The sequence below is a fragment of the Longirhabdus pacifica genome (assembly GCF_004115085.1).
Classification (GTDB): domain Bacteria; phylum Bacillota; class Bacilli; order Paenibacillales; family DSM-105158; genus Longirhabdus; species Longirhabdus pacifica.
This window is the reverse complement of record NZ_QXJP01000030.1, coordinates 1-19,724: the sequence shown is the minus strand read 5'-3', so window position 1 is coordinate 19,724 and position 19,724 is coordinate 1. Positions and strand designations below refer to the sequence as shown.

Sequence of the window (19,724 nt, the reverse complement as noted above, 5' to 3'; positions counted from 1 at the left end):
CATCGGTAAAAACAGAATCAGGAAAACCGAATGGAAGTAAGAGGGAAAGAGGTTTAGCTAAGTATTTTGAGTTTCAAAAGCATGGGACGAATTACAGGCGCGAGACGATAGCAGGATTAACGACGTTTTTAGCTATGGCCTATATCTTATTCGTGAACCCGAACATGTTAAGTGGTGGAGAGCTGCCTGAAGAATTAGCATATTTATTTCCGAGTTTTTCTGCTGTTTATACAGCAACAGCGGTTGCTGCAGTCATTGGTTGTTTAGTGATGGGCTTTTTGGCTAAGTATCCTATAGCTTTAGCACCTGGCATGGGTTTGAATGCATTCTTTACGTTTACGGTTGTCCTTCAATTTGGTATACCGTGGCAGCAAGCTTTGGCAGGCGTATTCGTTTCTGGTGTTATCTTTTTGATTCTAACGGTAATTAAAGTAAGAGAGAAGATTATTAATGCTATACCAGAAGGGTTAAAGAATGCCGCTGCGGCAGGTATAGGATTATTTATTGCCTTTATAGGTTTGAAAAGTGCTGGTATCGTCGTCAACAGTGACGCTACACTCGTGCAAATCGGATCATTACATGAAAAAACGACGGTGTTGGCTTTGATTGGGATTGTAGTAACGGCTTTGATGATGGTAAGAAAAATTAAAGGTGCTATTTTTTACGGCATGGTCATTACTGCCATTGTAGGTATGTTCATGGGTATTGTAAATACACCGGATGGCGTGATGAGCACACCACCACCTGCAACAGCTTTCGGTGCTTTGTTCGATCCATTGTTTGATCTATCTGTCATGCTGGACAGTACGATGCTGATCGTCATTTTCACTTTCTTGTTCGTTGATTTCTTTGATACGGCAGGGACATTAGTTGGTGTCGCAAGTCAAGCAAACTTAATGAAAGATAACAAGCTGCCTCGCGCTGGAAAAGCATTAGCTGCAGATTCTATTGCAACGATAGCGGGCGCAACGATGGGAACTTCAACGACAACTTCATATGTGGAATCATCTGCGGGTGTAGCGGCAGGAGGAAGAACGGGTTTCACGGCGGTTGTTACTGGTGCGTTTTTCTTTATTGCTATGTTTTTCTCTCCGCTGTTGTCAGTGGTGACTTCCGAAGTTACGGCTCCAGCATTAATTATGGTCGGTGTCTTAATGGCTTCGAATTTATTGAAAATTTCATGGGATCAAATAGAAGAAGCGATTCCTGCATTTATTACCGTTGTCACGATTCCACTTACGTTCAGTATCGCAAATGGGATTGCGTTAGGATTTATTTTGTATCCTTTAACTAAAGTTGCAAGAGGGAAAGCGAAAGAAGTACATTGGATTATGTACCTCATGTTCTTTGTATTCCTTGCTTACTTTATATTTTTGACGGGAGCATAAACACTTCACATCCCACTTAAAAAACTAGTGTTGGAAAATAAAATATATATAAGATGAAGAAATGATCTAATACAAGTTTACGCCTCAGTAGCCAGGCGTAAAGGTGTAATGTGGAGATTTCTTCATCTTATGCTTAATGGTAATAAGTTGGTGGAACAAGTTAATTCAACTTATATATAACTTAAACTCAAGGTACTTGTTTAGCATGATTCCTTACAAGTAGCTTGAGTTTTTTTGTTGCATAGCTAAGTGTAGCCGATCCAGATCATGTCGATCCTTTGACAGCTTTGCGTTGATGCAAGTATAATGGTATAAAAGAGAACTTTTGTTCTATTTTTTGGTATTTTCATAGAAAGATACAGACAGGGTGGTTTGACAGAAAACATGAAATCCAATACAAGTAAGTCTCATTTTACGTTTTTATGGAGTGGGCAAGCCATTGCCAATTATGCAGATGTAATGATCATCATGACGCTAATTTTTACGATTTATGACCAAACAGGATCTGCAGCATTATCCGGTTTAGTGCCATTAATAAGAACGTTGGTTGTCATTTTAAGCGGGCTGTTAGCACCACTATTGTTGGATCGATTTCCATTAACAAGATTGTTAAGCGTGTCTCAGCTGCTACAGCTTTTAGGATATGTCGTATTGAGTTTTTATTTGATTCATCTTCCACAGCATGAAAACTATTTTTTATTGTTTCTTTCTTATGCATGCATTTGTTTTCTTGACGGTTGGACTTCTCCTGCCAAGCAAGCTTTAGTTCCTAGGTTAGTTCCCAGGACATCATTAGTAAAAGCGAATAGCGTGGTGTCCGTTAGTGATCAAATAGCACAGCTAGCAGCTTGGGCATTAGGTGGTATTTTAATTGTCCTCATACCAATATCCCTTTTGTTAACGATCATGGTTAGTTTATATACTATCTCCTTTATTTTAATTTTGTTCATTAAAGAACCAACAAATGTAGAGAAGCTAGAGGGAACGGAAAACGTGGATAACGATGAAGCTAAGAGAAAATCTCTTCCAAGTATACAGTCCATTTTAGAAGGTTGGAAGGCTATTTTTCAGCATGCACTACTGAGAAAATTAATGGTGATGGATATGATAGAAGGGATTGTCGGTGGTGTTTGGATTGGAGCGTTAACGCTTATTTACGTGCAAGAACAGTTGGGAAAAGCTGAAGTATGGTGGGGATTTATTAATACCGCCTATTTTGTTGGAGCCATCGTTGGCGGTGTGTTTGTGGGCTATATCATGAAGAAGCTGCGTTTGAATTTATGGTCTTCGATGGTTGTCGGTGCTGCATTGTTTTCTGGGCTAGTGTGGGTATATGCGTTTAGTACGCAAGCATGGTTGGCTGTGTTTGTGACCCTATTTATGGGGCCAGCATTTCAATTGCGAGATATATCACAAACGACACTGTATCAACAAAGTGTAAACCAGCAATTATACCCGAAGGTGATTTCTGCAAAAGATACGATAAACACAGCGTTAATGGCTATATCCATTGCGCTGATGACAGTGATTGCTGATTTGTTCGGCATTCAGCTTGTATATATGATCACTGCGATTTGTAGTGGTATATCTGCAATAGTGGGGATACTTTCCTATCAAACATTTAAACCTTATTTAAGTCCAGCTACACATGACGTAATGCAAAAACAAGTGTAAGCAGGACATACTAGGCTATGGCTATTTTACTTTTACATTTTTAAAAAAGAAAAGAGCTGTAGGCCATCACACACTGGGGTAGTTCAATCCATGATGGCTTAGAGCTCTTTTAATGTTGTCTATGTTAAGAAGTAACAGAGAGGAGGGGAGAAGGGTGACCATCATGCATCACATGTAGTTGATGTAATGCTCTAGTGCAGGCGACATAAAGTAGTTTGATATCTAATTCTTCTTCGGTATATTGTGTTTCATTTACGTGTGTAATGATGACCACATCAAATTCGAGCCCCTTCGTTAAGTAAGCAGGAAGAATAGAGATACCGCCTTCGTATTTATCTAAGTTATCCGTCATATAGTTACAATTCACTTGTAGTTGCTGTAAAGCTTCATGAAGCACGATAGCTTCTTGTTCTGTCTTGGTGACAATAGCGTAAGTCTGATAGTCATTGTCTGCTTGCAAAATATGTTTAATGTGCTGTGGTAGTTGTTTTTCATCTGCTTCATGTATTTGAACTTCCTGCCCACTTCGCATGACAGGCTCTGCCAACACACATGGTTGTGATGATTTTCCAATGACCTGATTTGCAAATTGAATGATTTCAGCTGTGGAACGATAGCTTACTTGTAACTCGAAATAGTCACTATCTTCATTGGGAAATAATGTCTGCATCTCATTCCAATCCCAAATACCATATTGTGCATGAATGCCCTGAGCTAAGTCTCCTAGAATGGTGAAGGATTGATTTTTTGCGTGTTGTTTCAGTACAACGATTTGAAAAGGAGAGTAATCTTGTGCTTCGTCAATGACGATGTGATCATATAGACGTTCACTTTCTGTCCCAAACAATGTTTGATGAATATACAGGAGCGCCGGAATGTCCTCGAAGTGAATGTGTCTTTCTTTCAGCATCTTTTTCGTTTTAGCTTTGAACTCCTCCGGTATGGAATCGGTGTATGGCGATAGTAGCGATGATGGTTTGCTAAACATGTCCATATAAAAAGAAAGTGCGGTGTAGTTCGGCCATTTTTTGCTGTACTGTTTAAGCGCTTTGTTCGCTTTTGTTTTGTACTCTTTTTGCTCATGTTTTTCAAATGCCTTTAACTCACTGTTGATGTATCGTTGTATTCTTCCGATGACACGTTCGCGGCGCTTCATTAAAGGATATATTTGATATTCTTGGTGAAACCATGTATGCATTTTTTCATAAGGGATACTATTTCCTTCCCATATCGTAATGTCCATTTTCGGAACGGCATTAGCTGTATAGTGGTCTAAAATGTGTTGCATATGCTGCTGGTAAGCGACAGAACCTTTGAACCGTTCTATGTTGTCCTTCGTTAGCATACCTGTATGAAGCTCGAAAGTGTTTTTGTGCTGTTGCAGTAATGTTGTGACAGTATACGTACTTGGGATGTCTAGTACATCTACAGCCCATTCGTAAAACGTTTGCTGCTTTACATTGCCGATACCTAGTTCAGGTAAGACATTGGAAATATAGTCGAGGAACATCGTGTTTGGTGCAAAGATCATCAGTCTTTCTGCTTTTATTTGATCTCTATATTGATACAGCAAGTAGGCGAGTCGATGGAGTGCAACGGTTGTTTTTCCGCTTCCTGCGACTCCTTGAATGATGAGTGCTTTGTTTTTATGAGAGCGAATAATCTTATCTTGTTCTGCTTGGATCGTGGAGACAATATCTTTTAATTTGTTATCTTTATTGTCTTGCAACTTATAGAGAAGAAATTCATCTGCTACCCCTGAAAGGTTATCTTCCCCTCTGACATAACTGTTTACCACTCGGTTTAAAATTTGATTACGTATCATCATGTTTCTTTTTAAATGCATTAACCCTTCAATGTGACCGTCTGGAGCGAGATACGTAACGGGATCGTCTCCGCCGCTGAAGGCATAAAATAGACTGGCAATCGGTGATCTCCAGTCTACGATAATAATCTTATTCGTTTCTTCGTCTTCCACTCCAAATTTACCTATGTAAATTTGCTGCATTTCATTTTTTGGATACTGCTCTTCAAAATCAATTCTGCCAAAATACGGTTCATTCAAACTTCGTTGCAACCCGTCTCGTTTCGTTCTCCGCATGTTGTCCATAATAATCTCTACATCGTCTTTTCCTTCATATGGTGGGATTGCATCCAGTTTTGTTTTCGCTGTCCTTAGTTTCTCTAATACGGTTTGCAAATGCTTGTTTTCTTCATCAAATAAAGCATGCATAAACATCATTCCTCCAAACGTAAATAACAAAATAAAATGGGCTCAATCAAAAAATAAAATGATGAGATAAAATAAAATGTGAAATAAAAAATTAATGAAATGTAAAAATAAGAATAATGAAAAAACAAAAATAACATGAAGAAATAAGAAGTACATGCAGGTCAAGTCATACACATGGTATGAAAGTTTGAAACGTGAAGAGTAGGGTACAACACAACATCATATTCGCTTTATTTGTAATCGTGCTAGAGCAATATGTAGTGCATTTTTCAAAACATTTTTAGAGAAAGAGCATGTGTAGTACATTCTAAAGTGGTATAGAGCAACGTGAAGTAAACTTTAAGCAATGCTAGAGCAGATGAGCCATGCTAATGCAGTTTCATCGTGAATAAAAAAGCCTTTGTGTAAAAGTGAATGTGCGTAGAAATAAATGATGTGTAAAAAAAGCGAGAAAATCATCATATCATAAGTTGTATTACAATTCAATTATCATTTTTTTGTTTTGTTCTTTCATCCCATTCATCAGAGACTTCCATTTGCAGCTGGTCTTGTCTGGAGGTACGCATGTTTCCTTGCATGGAGGAAGTAGTAGGGTGTACCTTTTTATTTTTACGTAAAAATTTCTGCAAGAAGTAAGCACAAACATAGATGGCAACTAAGGTTACACCTGCAATTAAACCGGCACCTTGACCAGCAATGAACGGCATGCTGAGTAGAATAATCACAATGCTAACCATCGTAAACCATGATGAATACGGGTAAAATGGAAGCCTGCATGCATTGTTTTGGCATCCAAACTTTTTGCGAAACATATAATGGGAAGCGACAATGACTAAGTAGGTAAACAATAATGAAAATCCACTGGAACTAATGAGAAATAAGTATACGCTAGCAGGCAATATAAGCCCGAGTACAAGGCCAGAAAGCATGCCTGCTCCAGAAAATAATATCCCGCGATAAGGAATGTCACGTTTATCTTTCAACCAAGACGGAGCATGACCTTCTGCCGCCAAGGAACGAATCATGCGCCCTTGCGCAAATGTAGATGCTAACATTGTAGATAAAATGGCTGTAATCATCACGATATTCATGATGGAACCTGCCCAAGCAAAACCTTGACTATTTAATGCACTCACAAGTGGACTTTCTTCTTCCACAAAGCCAGCAGAAGGGGTGAGCAGTAAAGTGACACCTATCGCTAGCACGTATAAACCAATAAGACCTAATAACGTATACCGAATTGCTCTAGGGATAGTATAATTCGGATCTTTTGCTTCAGAAGCAGCAAGCCCAATCACTTCAAATCCTGCGTATGTAAACATCACAATAAGCATACTACCAGCAATGCCGCCTATTCCGCCGACGAGCCATTGACCAGAAGTGAAAAAGTTATTTGTGTTACTTGCATTGCCACTGATTAAACCTACAACAATCAGGATACCAAGAATAATGAAGGCAACAATCGCAAGTAGTTTAAAAGAAGCGAGTCCACTTTCCAATTTACTTAACTTTTCTGCACCTAGTAAGTTGATTAACGTGACACTAATGATAATGACAATGCCTACTAGAGCCGGCGATAAGTTGGGGAAATAAGCTCTTAAAAAAGTCGAAACGGCGAATGCCTCACTTGACATCGCCAAAATTAAACCAGTCCAATACACCCATCCAATCGTAAACCCCATACCTTTCCCGAAGCTTTTTTGTGCATAAGTGCGGAATGATCCTGGAGATGGATCGGCAGTCGTCATTTCAGATAAAGATTGCAAAATAAAATAAACTAGTAATCCTCCAAATAAAAAAGCAAACAAAACAGAAGGTCCAGCCGCTTGAATGGCGACGGTCGTACCGAGAAAAAACGATCCACCTACAATCGTGCCTAACGCTAACATCGTTAAGGGAAATGTAGTAATACCTTTTTGATTGCTCATGTAGAGATAGCTCCTCATTTAGAAAGTACAGTTAGTATAACCAACATGAGGATTATCAGTCGTGATTCTGCTGCTTGATAAGTTTATTGGCTATGTCCTTTTATTCTTATCTTTCAGCTATGTGTATTTCATTTTTTATTTGGATATAATAAAGAAAGACGATAAATGCTAAATAAAGTATTATGTGAAATTTCAGCTCTTTATGATATAATGAGATTAATAAAACTGTCTTGTTATCAAGACACAGTAAAAAACCACAAGTGCTAGTAACACTTGTGGTTGAGTAGCAATATATGCCCTTAAGGGCAAGGCTCATAGTTCATGAAAGTAAGCTGCAACCTTTGTCCGAGGGCAGCTTACTTTTTTATCGTGTAAGTTTCATTTTACAAGGAATCCGACTCCGTTGAAGTAGAAGCTGTATATTTTAATCTTGCTAAAGGTAGAAGGTACATTAAAAAGACAACGGCTAACACGATATAAGCAAAAGTTAATCCAAAAGAGCCCGACAGCACTGTAGTTAAAATAGGACCGATGATCATCCCGATGGAATAAACAATATTATATAATGCAAACGTCATGCTGTGAGATTGGATACCGTTACTTTGTGTAATATCTGCTAACAAAGGTAAAGTTGGAGTAAGTGCAGCACCTAGGCCTAGGCCTAATAAAGCAAGTATAACGGCTTGCAACCATAACGTTGAAGGTAACGTTGTAACGGGCAATAGAACGGCAAGGAAGAGCACACCGAGCATTAACATTTTTGTATATCCGATTCTAGTAGACCATTCACCTATAAAAGGAGAGACGATGCCATATACTAAGGAAATGGCCATAAACAATAACCCAATGACGGTGGGAGTAATGTTGAAAGTTTCTTCTAAATGTAATGGTAGAGTAGGTTCTAAAGCAGAGAAAATAGAAGAGCCAATCGCCACATAACCTGCAACAATGAGAATTTGCGGTTGAGTAATAAGTCTAAAAGGTATTTGTATTCTTTCTAATTTATGTTCTACTACATTCCTTAAGGCAACGATAGAATAAACAGCGGCAAGAAAGGCAATGGCAGCAGTAATAAAGAACGGTAGTTGGAAGCCGCCTAAGTCAAAAAACCATCCACCTAAAGGTGGGCCTAGTAGTATACCTAGAGCCTGACCAGACATCGCAAGCCCCATGGCTTTTCCTCTCTCGTTTCTGTCATACACTTCTGCAATCAGAGCTAAACCGGCTGTCCATGGAATCGCAGCAGCAAACCCTTGTAAAGAACGAGCGAGAATTAACAACCAAAAACTTGTAGCATATGCAAAAAACAATGTCGTTAAAGCAAGGGCGATTAAACCATAAATAATAAGCTTTTTCTTCCCTATACGGTCTCCAATTACCCCAAATAAAAATGTCCCTAAAAATAAAGTAATGGCATAACTGGCAAATAAGAATCCAATTTCAGCATCGGAAGCTCCTAAATCCACAGCATAATTAGGCAGGAAGGGGACAATTAATCCATACATCAGCATATCCGTGAAAATAGCAACCATGACGACAATAAGTGCGTTTCTTTTCATAGCATTTTTGTTTGATTTCATTTTAACTCCACACCTTTTCCTATATAAAAGTACGTTTTTTTGATGATGTAGTTCAACGTCATTTTAGCATAAATCTATAACATGAAGAAATGATCAGCTATAAGTTTACACTTTACACCTCCGAAGTTAGGCCATTTCATTATTTTTACATATAAATAGGTATAAGACATAATAGTTTAAAAATTTAATATTGAAAAAATAATCTCAATATACTAAAATTTAGATAATTTCATACAATTTAATTCTTCACACCTATTTTTTAAAATTCACCCTAAAACATAGTTGGAAAACTTCTCAGCAGGGGTCAAGTGTTGTTCTTGGCTGCTGCTTTTTCATATGAAGGGTGAAGTAGGTTAGTGATGGATTAAGGCGTTTCATGTTAGATGAGGAGGGAAAAATGTGAATTTTAGTTTCACGAACGAGCAAATTGCTTTTAGAAAACAAGTTTCATCTTTTTTTCAATCCGAGGAAATAAGAGAAGAAGTTAAACGTATTCGTCAACATAAAGAACTTGATGCTACTTCTATTTATCGTATGTTAGGAGAAAAGAAATGGCTCGCAGTGAATTGGTCAGAGCATTACGGAGGGCAAGGGAAAACGCTAACGGAGGCAGCCATTTTATCAGAGGAAATGTCCAAGGCTGGAGTGCCGGAGGCCCTACATGTGATTTCCATTCAAATTGTTGGTATGTTACTTTATATGGTTGCAAATGAAGAACAAAAAGAGCGCTATCTGATTCCGATGGCTGCAGGTGAAAAGTATGCAGCTGTACTCTACACAGAACCACATGCAGGTTCAGATCTTAGCTCGCTAAAAACAGAAGCGAAGCGCATGGAAGATGGTAGTTACAACATATATGGTACAAAAGTATATAGTATGAAAACGCACCTTGCAGATTATGCGATTACAGCTGCACGAACGACACATGCCCAGTCTAAATATGACGGTTTAACTTTATTTATGGTGCCGTTGAAAAAAGACGGAGTCTATATAAAACCTATCGACAGTATGGCCGATGAATCTTTTTTTGAAGTGAAATTAGACGGTGTAAATGTGAGTGATGCGGATAGAATTGGAGAGTTAGATAAAGGGTGGGCGATAATCAACCAAGCACTTGCGATTGAGCGTACAGGGCTAGATTATTATATACGCGCATTGCGGTGGTTTCATATGGTGGAATCACAAATGACCAATACAGCAGATGTGTCAGCAAAAGTGGAGCTGAAAAAGTTAAAAAGTAAATTACAAAGTAGTCGATTACTTATGTATAAAATATTAGATCAGTTTGAACGCACAGGAAATGTAGATGAATCCCTAGCAGCGATGTCAAAAATGTATGCCAGTGAACTGGCTTGCGAAGTAGTATGGAAAGGTTTTGAATTACGTGGTACAGGGGCTAGTTTGTGTCAGGATCATGGATATCCAGCACACTTAGGTAGTTTGGAATCGGCTTATCGAGAGACACCAGGTTTGACTATATCTGCTGGAAGCACAGAAATGATGTTAGAGACGGTAGCAAAATTAGCATTTGCATAAGAAAGGTGGGAATAAAGTGAATTTACAAACAGATTCATTGTTAAGTGTATTCCATCAATCGTTGGAAGGCATGCTTGATGAACAAAAAGACAAAATAAAAAGTGTATTAGATATCGGAATATTTAAATTATCTTATCCGGTATCATTAGGTGGATATGAGTTGGGAGAATCGGTTCTCTCCTTTATGTTTGAACAGTTAGGAAAACATCGTGTACATTACCCTGTTTTAGATACGATGTTTGCATTAGAATGTTTGGCTCAGAGTGCAAAATCGGATGATCGTAAACAGCAAATACAATCGATATTAGACGGTTCTGAACTCGTAGGATTGATCGATTTACGTGATCCATCGTGTGAGTACAAACAACAAACGGCAAAAGAAAATATTATCCTTCACGGTTCCTTTCCTCATGCTTTTTGGCAGGTAGAGCAAATCAAACATGTCATGGTGATTCTTCCTTATGAGCAACAAATAGAGATTTTTTTAATAGAAAAAAGTCATAAAGGGTTATCTTATCAAGAGATAGAGAACATATCTCAAGATCATATCACAAACGTAACCATGGAGAAATTATCTCTTACTCCATCTCATCGTATCCATCACTACAACAAAGATGATTCATCGTTCAAGCAAATGGAAGCAAAAATGAGATTGCGACATGCATCCATATTGTATGGACTAGCAAAAGGAGCGATGGATGAAGCCGTTTATTATACAAAAAATCGAAAACAGTTCGATCGAACACTATTAAACAATCAGCATATTAGTTTTACACTCGCAGCATTTGCAACGTCATTAGAAGCAGTAAAAATTAAAATAGATTATGCTGTCTGGAAAGAAGAAACAGGTCACTCGGTTTACTATGAAGCAACGGATTGTTTAGCAACGATGATCGATTTAGCATTAGATATTACACGATCCTCCCTTCATTTTCATGGTGCATTTGGCTTAACGAAACAAGCAAAAATCCATTTTTATTATCAGAAAATAGCGTTGGAAGCAATGCGGTTCGGTACTTCTTCAAAGCTTTGGGAAGCGTTAACCGAATTGCAGGAAGAGGAGGTAGAATCTTTATGTTTGCCTTCTTTCAAATTCGAAGAGAAAATGGAACGATTGGCAAAGGATGATAAGCAGCATATTATTACCATGATGAAGACTGCTTTGCAGAATAATGAGAAAGCGCTTTCAAATGAAGATAAACTTTCGGAAGCTGGGAAAGTACTAAATGATGCTGAGTTTTTAGAAACGGTTTATACATGGGGGCAAGGGGAGAAGAGAGACGAGATATTGCTACCATTACATCATGTATTTGAAAAGCAGGCGAGACTTCATCCTGATGTCATAGCCCTTACGTTTGAAGAGCAATCCATAACCTATCATCAATTAAATGAACAAGCTAATCAACTCGCACATTATTTGTTGTCGTTTGATTTAGGCCCACACAAGATGGTTGCACTATATGTACACCGATCCATCGATATGATCGTGGCTATCATGGGGATTTTAAAAGCAGGCGCTGCTTACGTTCCTATTGATCCATTATCCCCGGAGGAGAGAGTGAACTATATTTTACAAGACAGCGAGTCGAGTGTACTGATTACGCACAAATCACTTGCAAATCATGTGCAACATCATGGAACAATCATTTACATGGATCAAGATAAGGGCAAGTTACAACATCAGGACAAGAGCTTGCCGAATAAGCCTGCTTCAGAAAAAGATTTAGCTTACATGATATACACTTCAGGTAGCACAGGACAACCTAAAGGAGTACTCATTGAACATGGGGCGGTTTGTAATTTTGTATATTCCATTACATCATCCTATGGCATGCATGCTAAGGATACCTTTTTACAATTTGCATCGATCAGTTTTGACGTGTCTGTATTTGATATTTTTACTTCTTTATTAATTGGTGCGAAGTTAGTTATAGCGAATGAAGAAGATAGAAAATCTATTCAATCTTTAACGAAGTTGATGATAAAAGAAAAAGTTACGGTTGCGGAGCTGCCTCCCATCCTATTACCTTTACTTGAACCAGAGCAATTCCCTGATCTACGAGTCATTTCCGTTGGTGGTGAAAGTTTTCCAGGTTATCTCGTAAATAATTGGGCTTCAGACCAGCGTCAATTTTTTAATGGGTATGGACCAACAGAAACGACGGTAGCAGTGACCTTATTTGAGTGCAAAGGGAAGTGGGATAAAAACCCTCCTATTGGAAAACCGATTGCCAATCACGAGGCTTTTGTTTTAAATGAAAACTTACAACCTCTAGCTGTTGATGTACCTGGAGAGCTCCATATTTCAGGTGTAGGATTAGCAAGAGGATATTGGAAAAATGATGAAATGACATCAGAACGATTTATTCCAAACCCATTCAGTAAAGATCCTAATGCACGCTTATACAAAACGGGTGACCTCGTAAAGTGGCTTCCAGATGGAAACATATCATTTTTAGGACGTATGGATAGACAAGTAAAAATAAGAGGATATCGCGTTGAATTAGGAGAGATCGAATCTGCGATTTTAAAACATCCGAATATGATACAAACGTATGTAACCCTTGCAGAAAATGATGGGGGAGTAAAACATATTGTAGCCTATGTGGTGATGAAATCGACAGATTTACATGCCAAACAATTGAGAGAGTTTCTATCTGATTTCATTCCTGCATACATGATTCCTTCACAAATGATAAAAGTAGCATCTATACCTTTAACTTCTAATGGAAAAGTAGACATAGAAGCATTACCATCCGCTGAATTGAATAATGAATTCGATAAAGAAAATTTTGTTGCACCAAGAAACGAAATCGAAGAAAAAGTACTCTATGAAATATTTGAGAAGTTACTTGGACAAAAAGGATTTGGGGTCACCGCAAATTTCTTTGATCTAGGTGGAGATTCGTTACAAGCCATTCAAGTTATTTCTGCGTTACATGAGTTATTCCAGCTTGAAGTGCCTGTGGGTGCTTTCTTTGAAAAGCCAACAGTGGAGCATCTTGCACGCTGGATTCAAAAAAGTCAACATCATCAAGAAAATGAAAGAATGCAATTAATACAAGAATTAGATGAATTGGAAAGTGAAGAAAAATCAGAAAAGGCTTCCTGGTTAAAAATAGATCATAAACCGAATGCTTTAGTTCGCCTTGTATGTTTTCATTATGCAGGTGGAAGCGCTTCTATTTTTAAAAACTGGTCTTCTATGATGGGAGAACATGTGGAAATCGTTTTACCAGAACTACCAGGTAGAGGTTCTAGAATACAAGAGAAGCACATGGATAATGCGCATGATATCGTAATTCATCTCATGAAAGAACTTGTGGAATTGGCGGATAAACCACTTATTCTGTTAGGACACAGTATGGGTGCGCTTATTGCTTTTGAAGCTTGTAGACAATTACTAAATCAAGGCATTACCCCACATCATCTGTTTGCCGTTGCATCCAGAGCACCTCAAATGCCAGCTCCCACAGCATTAAGTCAATTAAACGATGAGCAATTTTTAGTGGAATTAAAGAAGTTTGGTGGAATACCTGCTGATGTTGCAAATAACCAACAGCTGATGTCCATCATGTTTCCAAGATTTCGTGCGGATGTTGCTGTATCGGAACATTACTCCGTAACGGAAGAAGAAATTATTGTTGTACCAATCACGGTGTACGGTGGAAAAGAAGATCAGTTGTCACAAAAACAATTGGAAAAATGGTTTGACGTTAGTGCAAAGCGCTGTCAATCGAACATGTTTGAAGGAGGACACTTTTTCTTACAAGATAACGAAGAGACCGTGTTACAGCACATAAGTAAAATTATTGATCCTATCGCTTTACAATTCAAAGAAGTAAACAAATAGGAGGGTTATATTATGATGATCACAGATGAAAGAGTAGAGAATGCAATAAAATTAATTGCTAGGAGTGCGGACATTAAATCACATATCAAAAATGATCCACTGTTATATGCAAGTTTGTTAAAAGCAGCAAAGCGATATATCGCAGGAGAAGATATTGCAAGTTTATTAGAAAGAGGAAAGTATTTAACGAGTAAAGGATATACTCTATCACTAGAGTATATTGGTGAAGACTTACTACAAGCAGAGGAATGTGTTGCAGCAAAGGACGAAATCGTTCGTTTTGCAGGGGAATGTACTTTTGATGATGCTAATGTTTCATTGGATTTGTCCCATATTGGCTTGGCGGTTGATCCGGCATTAACTAGAGAACATTTGATTGAAATTCTAGAGCAAGCACAAAGATCCAATATGGATGTAATGATTAGTATGGAAGATTCATCAAGAACAGATAGAATATTAGAACTATATACTGAAATGAGTAAGTCATTTCGCAATGTCGGTATAACCATGCAAGCGCATCTTAAGCGTACAATGCAAGATATGCAGTCTATCATGCAAATCCCGGGTAAAGTAAGGGTAGTTAAAGGGGTTTATCATGAATCAGACTCCATTGCCTATCCACATGATGAGATGTTAAATGAACGATATTTAGACATTGTCGATAGGTTAGTGAAAGCAGAGCATGATGTCTCTATTGCTTCCCATGATGAACGTATTATCGATGCGTCTTTTGACAGAGGATATTTAGACTTTTCTTTTGTAGAAGTTGAAATGTTACATGGAATGCGCCCTAACCTTTTACGTTCTGTGAAAGATAGAGGAGGGAAGGCAAGAGTATACCTTACTTATGGGGATGATTGGCATTTGCACGTATTTCATCGACTTGCAGAGTATCCGCCAAACTTATACAAAGCTATTCTAGACATTGCTAATGTGCAAGAATCGGAACCAGAAACGTATTAAATTACAGTGTAGGATCGTTTGCTCTATATCATTATCATAAGGATATTGAAGTACTATTGAAATGCATGAAACGTAAATTAATGAAGGAATAAATCAATCCCAGCACCTTTTTAGGAGCTGGGATTTTAGGGGCACGTATCCATCTATGTAATACCGTGGATATGAAGTTGGAATTATACTGTTTTTTCGTCTGAAACCGCTGTTTTTTTCGATTGTCTTAATTTTAAATTGGTTAAACTTACACCGGTGATAACGAGAATGGTACCCATCCACTCCACTAATTGTATCGTCTGTCCAACGACAAGTAAGGATAGTGCTGTAAATACGGGAACGAGGTTAAGGAAGATGGATGTTTTTCCAGGACCAATTTCTTTGACCCCTTGATTCCACCAAAAAAACGAAATTACCGTTCCAAATATGACTAAATACAAAATTTGATACCAGTTCGTTAGTGAAGCGGTAAAAATGGTCCCCAGTGACCCCATAAATAAAGCAAATGGAAATAAAAACAGTGCGCCAAAGAAAGCGGTATAGGAAGTATATTTTAAAGGAGGCGTTCGCTGCATATATTTTTTACCGAATATGGTGTAAATAGACCATAAGAACACACAGCCCATGAGCCATAAATCTCCGTTGGTTACAGCAGCAATGCTTTGCAAACTACCCTCCGTAACGACGAGAAATACACCTCCAAAGGATAATAGCACACCGATGATTTGGTTGATCGTCATGCGCTCTCTATAAAGGAGGGAGGCAAACAATGTTGTCACCATAGGAATGGCAGCAATAATAACAGAAGATTTAATGGCACCAGATTCTTTTAAACCTAGGAAAAAGAAAGCATTGTAAACAGAAATACCTAATAACCCGAGTATAATGAGAGGAAACCATTCTTGTTTTTGTAGTTTCCAAGTTTCTTTCTCTTTCCACCACAAAATAGGGAATAAACATAATGTCGTTAAGAAAAAGCGAATAAAGGCCACAGAAAGTGGATGAACAGCGTTCACCGTATTTTCTCCAATCGTATATACACCTGACCAAAGCAGGGCAACGAGTGTAAGTTTTACAATAGTTTTCATGTACACGCTCCTTATACCATAAGATTGATTTACTAAAATATTGGATCTAAGTGGGAAGTACACAAAGAAATTATACTTAAAAATAACTATATTAGCAATAATTTCATTTTAAGATGAAAAGTATGATGTAGTATAAATGAAGCTATAGAGCAGTATTCTCACTTTATACATTGGAAGAAAAAAATTCTATTGTTACGTCCCATAACATATATTCATATATTTTCTACTAAATCTGATTCATTTCCGTGTTGCATTCATTTCATTCAAAATGGAAATCCATTAAACATTGTAGTGTAATGGTATACATTTTTTAAAATTGACAGTGCATGAAAGCAGTAAAGTGACATTTTTGTAAGATAAATAAGGGATGATGTAACATAAATCGATGGTTATTAAGATGATATAAAGGTATACTACGAAATACGAGGTAAACAAAGGGTGTAATGTATATGATACAAAGATAGGGGTGGTTTTTTGATGGAACAACAACAACCTATGAAAAAAATAGACAAAAAATCTGTGAGGAAGGCTGCGTTGACCGCTTCGTGGTTTTCCTTTTTTATTACGATGATCGTTTGTGCTGCACTTCTCGTTGTTTCTATTCGGTTTGACTGGCCATTATGGATTTTTTATATGGTAACGATAGCGAGCGTTCTAGGTTTTACATTTGAAATTTTTATCTATACACCTCAACATTACCGCAATTGGAGATATGGTATATTCGAAGATCGAATGGAACTAGTATCAGGGGTGTTTTTGCGAAAAGTAACTACCATTCCCATACATCGTATTCAGCATGTGGATCAAAAACAAGGACCGATATCAAGGCGTTTTGGTTTGACTACGATTACGGTAGCAACTGCGGCTGGGTCACATGAAATCCCTGACCTGGAAGAAGAAACGGCAAAAGAACTACTAGAAGAAATCATTACTATAGCGAGGTTGACCAATGAAGACATTTAATGACATCGATCTTGTGCAAAAACAGAGGTTACAACCGATTGCTATCTTATTTTTTAGTATAAGTTATATTAGATTTTTAGTTCCAATAGCTATATATACCGTTGTTAACATACTAGATGGTTCTTTGAATGGTTTGTGGTTATCGCTTATTGTAACGATATCCTTGGTAAGTATTATTGGTATCGGTTTTTTAAAGTGGTTTCGATATCAGTATTATATGATGAATCATACGATCTACGTTGAACAAGGAGTATTCGTACGTAAACAATCATTCATTTCTAATGATCGGATACATTCCATAGATACTTCTACAAACGTGCTTCAGAAATGGTGTAACGTAACACAGCTCCAAGTGGAGACAGCGGGAGTAGGAGATAAAAATGCAAATATCGTATTACATGCCATTACAGTAGAAGAAGCTGAAAGAATACAGCAGTTACTTCATAAAAACATGCAAAATAATGGAAGTCATACTGTGGTGGATAATGAGATGAAAGAAGAAATGAATCCTATTACAGTATCTACAAATGAAAAGAAAAACGTAAGTGAGCGAAGCATGACATGGTCTGAATCTTTACTACATGCTGCAACTTCCAGTAAAGTGTTTATTGTCATTATCGTTGTTGTTTCTTTTTTATATCGAGTGATGGATGATTTTTTGAGTCATACTGTTTTTAAATGGTTGAATATCGAACATCTTTCCACTTCAGTTGTGGTTGTTTTATTCATTGGATTATTTGTAGTGTTATGGATGTTAGCTTCTCTTTTTCTGCTAGCTTTAGAATATAAATTTACAATTAAAATCACGGATGATGCATTAAAAGTGGAGAAAGGACTATTAGAACGGAAAAAGATAACGATTCCACTGAAGAGTATTCAAGCTATTAGAATTAGTGAAAGTGTACTACAGAAAATTTTTGGATTAGTGAGCATTCATGTCATTTCCACTACATATGGTGAAGGGGGGGATAGCAATGAAAGCGTGGCATCTTCTTACTTATTTCCTGCTTTAAAGAAGAAAGAAGTATTGTCATTTCTAAAACAATTTGCTCCGGAGTATCACGATACGAATGAATGGAATCGTGTGGAAGGCAAGGCGTTGCGTTTTTTCGTTGTTCCTTATCTCATCATGTCATTGGTTATATGCATGGGTATAATCCTATTTGGTCCTCACATATGGAAGTGGTTCTCAGTAGTAATCATACCTCTGTTTGTGCTTTCTAGTTGGTTAGACTATAAGCATACAGGATGGAAAATAGAAAATGATCAGCAGTTAAGTTTACAGCGATATAACTTGCTAACGAAGAATAAAGTGCTCATATGCAAACATAAAGTACAATGGAATAGTATGCTTCAAACACCGATGCAGGCTAAAAAACAGTTAGCAAGCTTTCGTATTGCTGTCACATCGAATAAGAAGAAAAAAGCTTTCTTACTGAAACATGTGGATGAAAATGTCGTTCAAGAAATGAGAGGTTGGTTGTCTAAGAAGGGTGAAAATAACTAAAAGGTGATGATAAATAAAAAAGTTAATTTAGTTCATCAGTGATTTTTCATATAAAATTATCTTGAAGTATATTTGTAAAATGGGGGTTTTATATGAGTGCGAAAAACTGGGTCAAACTTTTTTCATTAACAGCTTTATTATTATTTTTATTTATAGTAGTAAACATAAAATATTCTGATACGAATGATACGGAAGCTTGGTACGGAAAAGTACTGGAGCCTACAAAAATGGAAAGCTACGAAATCCCGCCGATACACGGTTCAAACAGTGTTTATTCGGATAAAGTATATAAAATATCCTACTATACTAGTATAGGTACCATTTATGAAGAAATGGTAGTAAGAAGATACATTGGTGGTCCCTCAGCACTGGATAGTAGTGGTGGTGATTTTATGACCAAACTTTACATTCAATCTCAAAAAACGTATACAGACAATAAGGTAATTAGTGATAATAGCTCTAATTTCAAAATTGGTTCTAAGGGGGATATAACAATAGAAGCGTATATACAACCTGGTGATGCAATCAGATCAGTAAAATGGAGTCGTCAGTACATGCAAAAATCCCCTAGATTTAAGATATTTGATAATAGCGATATAAACCTTGTTACACAAGCGGATGTAAAATACGAGAATGCTGTACTAGACGCTACCGACGATACTTTTGATGTTATTTTTGCAATTGGGCATTACCATACTGAAAAAGAAAAAAGCATAGATGTGAAGTGGACATACGATGTTTATAACGTTTATGATCTTGAGACGCATCATGAAGAAAGTACGTTGACGTTTTACTACTACTCAGAGTGATTGAACATGAACAACTTTAGTCCTAATAGTTATGGAAATAAAAATAAATGAATAAAAAATAAAAATAATACTTGCAATTAGCAAATGGTATATGATATATTGATTAAGTCGCTGTTGAGGCGGCGCTAAAACAAGCAAAACAAGCAAATAGCAACACACAACATTTGCACTTTGAAAACTGAATCGCAAGCGAGTCCAACAAGATTCTTCT

At 37.3% G+C, this 19,724-nt stretch carries 12 protein-coding genes; 8 read left to right on the top strand and 4 right to left on the bottom strand.

Annotated elements, in window-relative coordinates:
* Positions 1-107: 107 nt before the first annotated feature.
* Together D1Z92_RS15970 and D1Z92_RS15965 are read left to right on the top strand one after the other, a co-directional pair.
* Positions 108-1,388 carry an NCS2 family permease gene (locus D1Z92_RS15970; protein WP_240666783.1) on the top strand — a complete coding sequence of 427 codons (1,281 nt, stop codon included), beginning with the start codon at positions 108-110 and terminating at the stop codon, positions 1,386-1,388.
* 384 nt (positions 1,389-1,772) lie between these two features.
* A complete protein-coding gene (locus D1Z92_RS15965; protein WP_128896684.1) occupies positions 1,773-3,062 on the top strand; it encodes an MFS transporter in 1,290 nt (429 codons plus the stop codon).
* A gap of 124 nt (positions 3,063-3,186) precedes the next feature.
* Here the strand turns inward: D1Z92_RS15965 and D1Z92_RS15960 are convergent, their stop codons facing one another.
* The 3 genes from D1Z92_RS15960 to D1Z92_RS15950 form a co-directional block, all read right to left on the bottom strand.
* Complete coding sequence (locus D1Z92_RS15960; RefSeq protein ID WP_164931665.1) at positions 3,187-5,295, bottom strand: HelD family protein; 2,109 nt, start codon at positions 5,293-5,295, stop codon at positions 3,187-3,189.
* Between the two features lie 482 nt (positions 5,296-5,777).
* Entirely contained in the window at positions 5,778-7,223 is a 1,446-nt protein-coding gene (locus D1Z92_RS15955; protein WP_128896682.1) for an amino acid permease, read from the bottom strand.
* Between the two features lie 383 nt (positions 7,224-7,606).
* Positions 7,607-8,803, bottom strand: coding sequence for an MFS transporter (locus D1Z92_RS15950; RefSeq protein ID WP_128896681.1), 1,197 nt, complete (start codon positions 8,801-8,803; stop codon positions 7,607-7,609).
* A 399-nt stretch (positions 8,804-9,202) separates the two neighbouring features.
* Here D1Z92_RS15950 and D1Z92_RS15945 point away from each other — a divergent pair, with 399 nt between their 5' ends.
* The 3 genes from D1Z92_RS15945 to D1Z92_RS15935 are packed head-to-tail and all read left to right on the top strand — an operon-like array spanning position 9,203 to position 15,155.
* A complete protein-coding gene (locus D1Z92_RS15945; RefSeq protein WP_128896680.1) occupies positions 9,203-10,339 on the top strand; it encodes an acyl-CoA dehydrogenase family protein in 1,137 nt (378 codons plus the stop codon).
* 16 nt (positions 10,340-10,355) lie between these two features.
* The gene (locus D1Z92_RS15940) at positions 10,356-14,192 is read left to right on the top strand and encodes an amino acid adenylation domain-containing protein (protein WP_128896679.1); all 3,837 of its coding nucleotides are present in this window, start codon (positions 10,356-10,358) and stop codon (positions 14,190-14,192) included.
* Between the two features lie 12 nt (positions 14,193-14,204).
* Complete coding sequence (locus D1Z92_RS15935; RefSeq protein ID WP_128896678.1) at positions 14,205-15,155, top strand: proline dehydrogenase family protein; 951 nt, start codon at positions 14,205-14,207, stop codon at positions 15,153-15,155.
* 173 nt (positions 15,156-15,328) lie between these two features.
* Here D1Z92_RS15935 and D1Z92_RS15930 read toward each other — a convergent pair whose 3' ends face one another.
* Positions 15,329-16,234 (bottom strand): DMT family transporter, encoded by a 906-nt coding sequence (locus D1Z92_RS15930; RefSeq protein WP_128896677.1) that lies wholly within the window; start codon positions 16,232-16,234, stop codon positions 15,329-15,331.
* A 477-nt stretch (positions 16,235-16,711) separates the two neighbouring features.
* Here D1Z92_RS15930 and D1Z92_RS15925 point away from each other — a divergent pair, with 477 nt between their 5' ends.
* From D1Z92_RS15925 to D1Z92_RS15915, 3 genes are all read left to right on the top strand, one after another.
* Positions 16,712-17,197 carry a PH domain-containing protein gene (locus D1Z92_RS15925; RefSeq protein ID WP_128896676.1) on the top strand — a complete coding sequence of 162 codons (486 nt, stop codon included), beginning with the start codon at positions 16,712-16,714 and terminating at the stop codon, positions 17,195-17,197.
* Positions 17,184-18,704 carry a PH domain-containing protein gene (locus tag D1Z92_RS15920; protein WP_128896675.1) on the top strand — a complete coding sequence of 507 codons (1,521 nt, stop codon included), beginning with the start codon at positions 17,184-17,186 and terminating at the stop codon, positions 18,702-18,704. The genes D1Z92_RS15925 and D1Z92_RS15920 overlap by 14 nt, the downstream gene beginning before the upstream one ends.
* A 92-nt stretch (positions 18,705-18,796) precedes the next feature.
* Positions 18,797-19,513 carry a hypothetical protein gene (locus D1Z92_RS15915; protein ID WP_128896674.1) on the top strand — a complete coding sequence of 239 codons (717 nt, stop codon included), beginning with the start codon at positions 18,797-18,799 and terminating at the stop codon, positions 19,511-19,513.
* The last annotated feature ends 211 nt before the right edge of the window (positions 19,514-19,724 follow it).